Raw genomic sequence first — 8,482 nt, 5'->3', positions numbered from 1 at the left:
ATTGTCGTTTAACTACCTGGGTAGGCGGCTATGCAAGGTAGCAAAGTTAGGGCTGAGCATTGAGCAGATACAGGCTGCAATAAGGCAAATCATGCTCTGGGCGGCAGAGTCAGATTGGGCAGTAATCAAAATGGAAAAGAGCTGATACTGTGGTCAAATTCGTGGGGATCCCTCAGAAAAAATAATGACACTTATGCTGGATTCAACCACAAACGATATGCCAGCTGGCCAGCCACTTTCTCTTTTAGCAGTCTCCAGTTGGCCGGTATATCAGTCAGGGGTAGTTCTTTCTCTGTTTCCAGATAAATTAACGCATTGGGGCTAAGCCATCCCTGTTGCTGCAGCAATTGGCAACAAGGTAGCGCCAGGTTTTGCCGGAAGGGCGGGTCAACCAGCACTATCTGATACTGACGATTGGCCGGTTGTGCCAGAAAACGTAAACAGTCGCTGTTTACCACTTCAGCCTGGCTGGCATTTAAACTGGTCAGCAGTGCTTGCAGCCGTTTGGCCTGGGCCGGATCTTTTTCAACCAGAGTGGCATAACCTGCGTAGCGTGATAACGCTTCAAAAGCGAGCGCACCGGAACCGCTGAAGCAATCCAGCACCGTGCTGTCGCTGACATCATGCATTAACCAGTTAAATAAGGTTTCTTTTACCCGGTCAGTCGTCGGCCGCAGGCCAATCACGTCGGCAACGGGTAAACGTCTGCCCCGCCACTGACCGCTGATAATTCTGACAAAACCGGGTTGGCCGGTTTTGCCTTTGGCGGTTTTAGCTTGTTTCATCGTTTCCGTTTTGCCTGCGAGTTAAAGGTGATAGTATTAGCAGCAATTTTATCCTGAATATTGCCTTCGACACAAAAGCTTATGACAAAACAGAAAAATCTTTTCTCCTGGCTTGGCCTGGGTAAAAAAACAGCCGCGCCGGAACCTGATCAGGCCAAGCAGCCTGTTGAACCGGCTAAAAACGCTGAGGCAAAGCCTGGCAGCGCTGCAGCTGAACAAGTACCGCCACAGGATGCAAACGCAGCGCCGCCTTTAATAGCCGGCAAACCTCTGACCGGGCAGCCCGAAGCGACAGTATCGGATGACAGTAAAGCCTCTGAGGTAGCCGGTGTTGCTTCAGGCCCTGAGCCGGTCAGTCAACCGCCTCAACCGGCAGCTGCGTTTGAGCCGGTAACAATAACAGCTGCTAAGAAAGCAGGTTTTTTCAGCCGGCTAAGACAAGGTTTGGCAAAAACCAGCCAGAATCTGGGCGACGGCCTGGCCGGTTTGTTCACTGGCAAGAAAATTGATGATGAACTGTATGAGGAACTGGAAACCCAGTTGCTGATGGCCGACGTTGGCATGGATACCACTTCGCAGCTAATCAGCCAACTGACCCAACATGCAAACCGCAAGGCATTAAAAGATGCTGGTTTGTTGTTTAATCAGCTACAGCTGGACATGGCAGCATTACTTGCCAAAGTTGAGCAACCCCTGATAGCCAGTAACCCGGCAGGGCCTTTTGTTATTCTGATGGTAGGAGTAAATGGCGTTGGTAAAACCACCACTATAGGTAAAATGGCCCAGCAATTCAGGCAGCAGGGTAAATCCGTTATGCTGGCTGCTGGTGATACTTTCCGTGCTGCCGCGGTAGAGCAACTGCAGGTTTGGGGCGAGCGTAATGCGATTCCTGTTATTGCTCAGCATACCGGCGCCGACAGCGCTTCGGTTATTTTTGATGCTTATCAGGCAGCAAAAGCCCGTAAAGTGGATATTTTAATTGCAGATACCGCAGGCCGCTTGCAAAACAAAGCGCACTTAATGGAAGAGCTGAAAAAAATCGTCCGGGTATTGCAGAAAATTGATGCTGCTGCGCCGCATGAAGTTATGCTGACACTTGATGCGGGCACCGGCCAGAATGCAATAAGCCAGGCAAAGTTATTTAATGAAGCGGTGCCATTGACCGGCATCACTCTGACCAAACTGGATGGCACTGCCAAGGGCGGCGTTATTTTTGCTATAGCTAATCAGTTTACGGTACCTATTCGTTACATTGGTGTTGGTGAGGCGATAGATGATTTACGCCAGTTCAATAGCCAGGACTTTATTAAAGCCTTGTTTAGTAAGGAACACTAATAATGTTGCAGTTTGACCAGGTCAGTAAAAGCTATCCGGGTGGTTTTGTGGCACTGGACCGCATCAGCTTTCGGCTGGAAAAGGGCGAAATGGCCTTTCTAACCGGTCACTCTGGCGCGGGTAAAAGCACCTTGTTAAAACTGATCAGCCTGATTGAGCGGCCCAGCGCCGGCAGAGTATTGATTAACGATATTGAACTGAGTCGGATCCGCCGCAGCCAGATCCCCTATGTCCGGCGTGATGTTGGCATTATTTTTCAAAACCACCGCCTGTTGATGAACCATACCGTGTTTGACAATGTGGCTTTGCCATTGGTGATTGAAGGCTTTACCGGCAAAGAGATGGTAAAGCGGGTGCATGCCGCGCTGGATAAAGTGGGCTTGCTGGATAAGGTACGTTGTTTACCTGCGACCTTATCCGGCGGTGAGCAGCAGCGGGTAGGCATTGCCCGGGCGGTGGTGAATAAGCCGCCGTTATTATTAGCTGATGAGCCAACGGGTAATCTGGACCCTGACCTGTCAAAAGATACGATGCGGGTCTTTGAAGCGTTTAACCAGGTAGGAGTGTCGGTGCTGGTTGCCACCCATGACCTTGGTTTGGTGGCGCGAATGAAGTATCGTACTCTGACTTTGAAACATGGCAGGATGATTAACGACGGTTTACTACAGTATCAGGAGCCGGTATGAGTATTTTGTTTACCGGCAGGGCAACCGGAGCTGCCGCAAAAAAAATTGGCTTGTTGCGCCGTTTTATTATGTTTTGGCTTAATCATGCCCGGCAGGCGGTAGCCAGCCTTGGTGAATTATGGCGCACTCCTTCGGCCTCCATTTTAACCATCGCCGTGCTGGGTGTCAGTTTAACCTTGCCTGCTACCTTACACTTGCTGGTGAAGAATATGCAGCAAATCAGCAGTAGCTTTACTCAGGCTGCCGAAATCAGCCTGTATATCCGGGAACAAACCCCAGCCAATCAGGTACAAAGTCTGGTTACTATTTTACAGGCTGACCATGATGTTGCTGAGGTTATCTTCGTCAGCAAGCAGCAGGCGATGGCAGAATTTAAGCAGATTTCCGGCTTTGGTGCAGCGCTTAATTATCTGGATAGCAACCCGTTACCCGATCTTATCCGGGTATTGCCAAAGAACACTGCACCACAAGCAGCTGAGACATTGCTGCAGCGGCTCAGTAATGAACGGATAGTCGACTTTGCCAAGTTGGATATCGACTGGCTAACCCGGTTAAATGCTATTGTCAGCATGTTGCAACAAGCCGTAGCAATTATAGCGCTGTTGTTGTTAAGCGCGGTGCTGTTGATTGTTGGCAACACCATTCGTTTATCTATTATGAATAAAAAAGACGAGATTGAAGTAATGAAACTGGTTGGTGCCACTGATGCTTTTATTCAACGGCCATTTTTATATACCGGTGTCTGGTTCGGTGTTTTTGGCGGCTTACTGGCTTTTCTGGTAGTAGAACTGATGTTGTGGTGGTTGCAAGGTGCTATCAGCAACGTCACGGCACTGTATCAAAGTGACTTCAGGTTAATGGCCATGAGTTTCCGGGAGTTTATTGGCTTACTGCTGATTGCCGTGCTGCTTGGCCTGACGGGGTCTTATTTGTCAGTACGCCGCCATATCAGCGCTATCGAGCCTACCGGCCCTTAATAACAATTAATTATTAAAGCTCATCTTTTAGAATAACCAGATCTTAAAACTTTTGATCGACAATTAGCACTCTTGCGTAAAGAGTGCTAAGATGGTCGCATTCGATTGAAACAGGATTGGCAAAACATGACAATTAAAGCAGATAAAGTAGAATTTATGCCGCTTACCGTCGCTGCCAGCGGCAGTCTTGAGGCTTATACTCATGCCGTTAGCACCATCCCAATGTTAACTGCAGAGCAAGAGCGTAGCTTGGCTGAGCGTTTGCAGCAGGATGGTGATTTGACAGCTGCCCGCCAGTTGATTATGTCTCACCTGCGCTTTGTGGTGCACATCGCTCGTAGTTATTCTGGTTATGGTTTACCGATCAGTGATTTAGTGCAAGAAGGCAATATTGGCCTGATGAAAGCTGTTAAACGCTTTGATCCAACAGTGGGTGTGCGTCTGGTGTCATTTGCGGTGCATTGGATTAAAGCAGAAATACATGAATACGTGTTGAAAAACTGGCGCATTGTTAAAATCGCTACCACCAAAGCGCAACGTAAGTTATTTTTTAATCTGCGCAAAGCCAAAAAACATTTAGGCTGGTTTAATCAGGACGAAGTGAAGCATGTTGCCGAGTCACTGGGCGTGGCAGAGCACGAAGTACGGGAAATGGAATCCCGGATGAGCAACTATGATATGCCTTACGATGCGCCGGATGAGGATGATGATTCTGCCTTTACCGCACCCGTTTATTATCTGCAGGATAAAGCATCTGATCTGGCAGTGCAGGTAGAAGATGAGCAGTGGGATACCGCTGCAGCAGACCGGCTGCAGGCAGCAATGCGCACGCTGGATGACCGCAGTCAGGATATTGTTCGGGCGCGCTGGCTGGACAATAACAAGTTAACCCTGCAGGAACTGGCCGAGCGCTATCAGGTGTCAGCCGAGCGGGTGCGCCAGCTTGAGAAAAATGCCATGAAGAAACTGCATTCTGCCCTGAGCTGAGCAATACCCTGTATCCAATAAAAAACCCTGCTGCAGCAGGGTTTTTTATTGGATACAAGCAGGCTTTTATTGTGGTGCTGAAATAGCCGGTGCAGTAAAACCGGCAGCAACCACGTCATGTTCCTGAGGCAATAGTGCAGAGATCCTAACCAATTCAATGCCATGCTTGTGCAGTAATGGCAGGTTTTTCTTAAGAAACTCATAAGTTTGTGGGTAAGGATGGCCAATAGCGATCGCTACCTGGTGCCGCTTGGCTATATGCAGTAGTTGCTGAAACTGCCGTTGTAATGCCGCCTCAGACAAATCATTATCCAGAAACACATGGCGGCTTAAGCTGGCGACACCATATTGGCGGGCATACAAGCGCGCTTTGCTTTGCGGGGTGGTCAGACTGTCAACAAAAAACAATTGACGCTGCCGCAGGTATTCCATGGTCCATGCCATAGGCTGGTCCAGCTCGGTGTACAGGCTGCCCATATGATTATTGACGCCAATGGCGTAGGGGATATCGGCTAATGCCTGCTGGAGAGCATCACGCACTTGCTGGCGGCTCATATCACGGGTCAGGGCCCCAGGCCCCAGACTTTTACTATTACTGGCTTCCATTGGCATATGCAGCATTACGTCTTTTTGCTGAGAAAACGCCAATTGCGCCGATTTTGGGCCGTAAGGGGTATGGGGTAGTACTGATAAAGTTAACGGATACGGTAACGATACCATCTTTAAGTCAGCTTTCTGATAGCCAATATCGTCAATAATAATGGCAATACGAGGTTGCTGTGCCAGTGCGTCAACGCTCAGTAACGCAGTCAATGCCAGCCCAAATAAAGTTATACGCACGAGGTTGTTTTTCCTGTTTACCCGTTTCGTCTGGCCGCAAAGAATGGCCGAAACTTCCTGCTAATAGCTGTTATATTGGCGTATGCCAACACCGGCCGCAAGACATTTTTATCCCTTGTTTTTGCTAAGCCAGGACAAAGGATTAACAGCATCGCCTTTCTCTCTTATCTCAAAATACAGGCCGGCATTGGCCTGGCCGCCACTCATGCCAACCAGCGCAATTGTTTCTCCGGCAATAATTTGCTCACCAGGTTGCTTTAAAATATTCTGATTGTGGCCGTAAAGGCTCATAAAACCTTCGCCGTGGTCCAGCACGATAACCCAGCCATAACCCTTCAGCCAATCAGCATATATAACCCTGCCATCAGCAATGGCCTGGACCGGGTTACCTTCCCGGCCCTGGATTAAAATACCGCGTGAACGCATACCACCTTGACGACTTTCGCCAAAGCCGTGCAATAGCGCGCCATTTAGCGGCCAGCGCAGTTTGCCTTTATTTGAGGTTAATCCCAGTAGTTCCAGGCTTCGCTCTGCTAATGCCCGCAACTGATCGATGGTATTTTGCAAACTGCTTTCGTTCTGGCGCAGGTAACTTAGCTGATTGCCTTGTTCTTTCAGTAATTGCTGCAGTTGGCTGACAGCCTGTTGCTGCTCAGCTTTGACAGCAAGCAGTTTCTGCTGCTGCCGTTGTTGTTCTGTCAGGGTGGTTTGTAACTGCTTTTGCTGTTCTGCCAGTTGTTTTTCAATCAGCTCCAGCTCCAGTACGGTTTTATTTATTTCTGCCAGCTGTTTCACTCTGGCCCGGTTAAAGTACTGATAGTAAGTGAGTGCCCGCTCAAGTTTGCCTGCATCCTGCTGATTTAACAGCATGCGGGTATAGTCATGCTGTCCCAGGCTGTAAGCGCTTTTCAATTGCGCAGCAAGCTGGCTTTGCTGTTGTTGCAGCTCTGTTTGCAATTGTTGCTGCTGCTGATTCAGTTCTGTGCCGCGTTGTTCAATCTGACTGAGTTGCTGTCCCGTTTGTTGTAATTGGGTTAAAGCATTGGCCAATGCCCGATCTGACTGCTGCAGCTGTTGCTCAGCTTTGGCTAGCTGTTGCTGTTGTCGTTTTAGTTGGCGCTCGGTAGTTTTAATTTGTTGCTGTACCTGCTCCAGCTCTTGCTCTTGTTCAGCTTGCTGGCGTGCTTTTGCCGGGGCCGCACACAATAAACAACATAACAGCAGCAGCCATAATGGCTGCTGGTTTGTAAAAGAATAAAAGGCTAATTTCATCAGGTACCGGATTAGCTTTGCTTAAGTTGGAATAACACTTTACCGGTCATTTCTGCAGGTTTAGGTAATCCAAGTAACTGCAGCATGGTGGGGGCAATATCACTTAAAATCCCCCCCTCCACTACTGCGGCGGGGCGGCCGACATAAATCAGCGGCACCGGGCCGCTGGTGTGGGCGGTGTGAGCCTGGCCTGAGCTGGGGTCTTGCATCATCTCGGCATTACCATGGTCAGCGGTAATTAAACATTCACCGCCAACCTGCTGCAAAGCTGCCACTACCCGGCCAACGCATTGGTCAACCGCTTCCACAGCTTGAATGGCCGCCGCCATAATGCCGGTATGGCCAACCATATCGCCATTGGGGTAATTGCAGATAATAACGTCATACTCACCACTGTGAATGGCGCTGACCAGTTTGTCGGTCAGTTCAGCAGAGCTCATCTCTGGTTGCAAATCATAGGTTGCTACCGAAGGTGAAGGCACTAAAATACGGCTTTCACCGCTAAACTCAGTCTCGCGGCCGCCACTGAAGAAAAAGGTAACGTGAGCATACTTTTCCGTTTCGGAGATCCGCAGCTGGGTTTTATTATGCTTGGCCAGCCACTCGCCCAGTACATTATTTAGTGCTTCTGGCGGGTAGGCACAGGGGGCGTTAATGTCGGCGGCATATTCGGTCAGCATGACAAAGCTGCTGAGTTTTGGCTGATGTTCGCGCTTAAAACCAGCAAACTCCGTCTCAACAAAGGCACGGCTAAACTGGCGGGCCCGGTCGGCCCGGAAGTTCATAAAAATTAATACATCGCCGTCTGCCATTTGCACCGGTTTGCCGTTACTGCCGACAATGGCGGTAGCTTGCACAAACTCGTCATTCTCGTCTCGCTGATAGGCGTCGTGCAGGGCAGTAACGGCATCATTGGCGCTAAACTGTGCTTTACCCTGGGTTAATAAATCGTAGGCAAGCTGCACTCTGTCCCAACGTTTATCCCGGTCCATCGCATAGTAGCGACCAATAACAGAGGCGATTTGGCCACTGCCGCTGGCGGCAAAATGTTGTTGAATACGCGCCAGTGAGGCTTCGGCGCTGCGCGGTGGTGTGTCACGGCCATCTAAAAAAGCGTGCAGGTAAATCGGGCCGGCACCTTGTTGCTCAGCCAGCTTAATCATTGCCAGTATATGATCTTGATGGCTATGCACACCGCCTTCAGACAGCAACCCCATAATGTGAACCGCTTTACCTTTATTTTTAGCAGCATTGACTGCATCGACCAGCACCGGGTTCTGGAAGAAATCACCATCTTTAATGGCTTTAGTGATGCGGGTAAAGTCCTGATAAACCACCCGGCCGGAGCCGAGATTAACATGGCCAACCTCTGAGTTGCCCATTTGACCTTCGGGCAGACCGACATCCAAACCTGAGCCGGAAATCAGGCTATGCGGATAGGTTTGCCACAACTTATCCATTACCGGAGTGTTGGCCTGGGCAATCGCGTTATTGTCTGTTTGTTCGCGGTATCCCCAGCCATCAAGAATTAATAATACCAGGGGCTTGTTGGGATGACTCATGCTGACTCCAATTTTGATTTAGCTGAACATTTAAGCAA

The 8,482-nt window shown here is 49.4% G+C and carries 8 protein-coding genes; 4 read left to right on the top strand and 4 right to left on the bottom strand.

Annotated features, from left to right (window positions below; genetic code table 11):
• Positions 1-191: 191 nt before the first annotated feature.
• Positions 192-785, bottom strand: a complete 594-nt coding sequence (rsmD, locus tag H141_RS0108200) for a 16S rRNA (guanine(966)-N(2))-methyltransferase RsmD (protein ID WP_019675773.1) — start codon at positions 783-785, stop codon at positions 192-194.
• 81 nt (positions 786-866) lie between these two features.
• On the opposite strand from rsmD, the gene ftsY reads away from it, so the two are divergent.
• From ftsY to rpoH, 4 genes are all read left to right on the top strand, one after another.
• Entirely contained in the window at positions 867-2,120 is a 1,254-nt protein-coding gene (gene ftsY / locus H141_RS0108195) for a signal recognition particle-docking protein FtsY (RefSeq protein WP_019675772.1), read from the top strand.
• Between the two features lie 2 nt (positions 2,121-2,122).
• Entirely contained in the window at positions 2,123-2,806 is a 684-nt protein-coding gene (gene ftsE / locus H141_RS0108190) for a cell division ATP-binding protein FtsE (protein ID WP_019675771.1), read from the top strand.
• Positions 2,803-3,783, top strand: a complete 981-nt coding sequence (gene ftsX, locus H141_RS0108185) for a permease-like cell division protein FtsX (RefSeq protein WP_019675770.1) — start codon at positions 2,803-2,805, stop codon at positions 3,781-3,783. Before ftsE ends, ftsX begins: the two co-directional genes overlap by 4 nt.
• Positions 3,784-3,909: 126 nt before the next feature.
• Positions 3,910-4,770, top strand: a complete 861-nt coding sequence (gene rpoH, locus H141_RS0108180; protein ID WP_019675769.1) for an RNA polymerase sigma factor RpoH — start codon at positions 3,910-3,912, stop codon at positions 4,768-4,770.
• Between the two features lie 66 nt (positions 4,771-4,836).
• On the opposite strand, the gene H141_RS0108175 is transcribed toward rpoH, so the two are convergent.
• From H141_RS0108175 to gpmM, 3 genes are all read right to left on the bottom strand, one after another.
• On the bottom strand, positions 4,837-5,610 hold the full coding sequence (locus tag H141_RS0108175; protein WP_019675768.1) for a divergent polysaccharide deacetylase family protein: 774 nt from the start codon (positions 5,608-5,610) through the stop codon (positions 4,837-4,839).
• Between the two features lie 108 nt (positions 5,611-5,718).
• The gene (locus tag H141_RS0108170; protein WP_019675767.1) at positions 5,719-6,882 is read right to left on the bottom strand and encodes a murein hydrolase activator EnvC family protein; all 1,164 of its coding nucleotides are present in this window, start codon (positions 6,880-6,882) and stop codon (positions 5,719-5,721) included.
• Positions 6,883-6,893: 11 nt separating this feature from the next.
• Positions 6,894-8,444, bottom strand: a complete 1,551-nt coding sequence (gpmM, locus tag H141_RS0108165; RefSeq protein ID WP_019675766.1) for a 2,3-bisphosphoglycerate-independent phosphoglycerate mutase — start codon at positions 8,442-8,444, stop codon at positions 6,894-6,896.
• Positions 8,445-8,482: the final 38 nt, after the last annotated feature.

This window comes from Arsukibacterium perlucidum DSM 18276 (assembly GCF_000382165.1).
Taxonomy (GTDB): Bacteria; Pseudomonadota; Gammaproteobacteria; order Enterobacterales; family Alteromonadaceae; genus Alishewanella; species Alishewanella perlucidum.
This window is presented reverse-complemented; position numbering and strand designations above follow the sequence as displayed.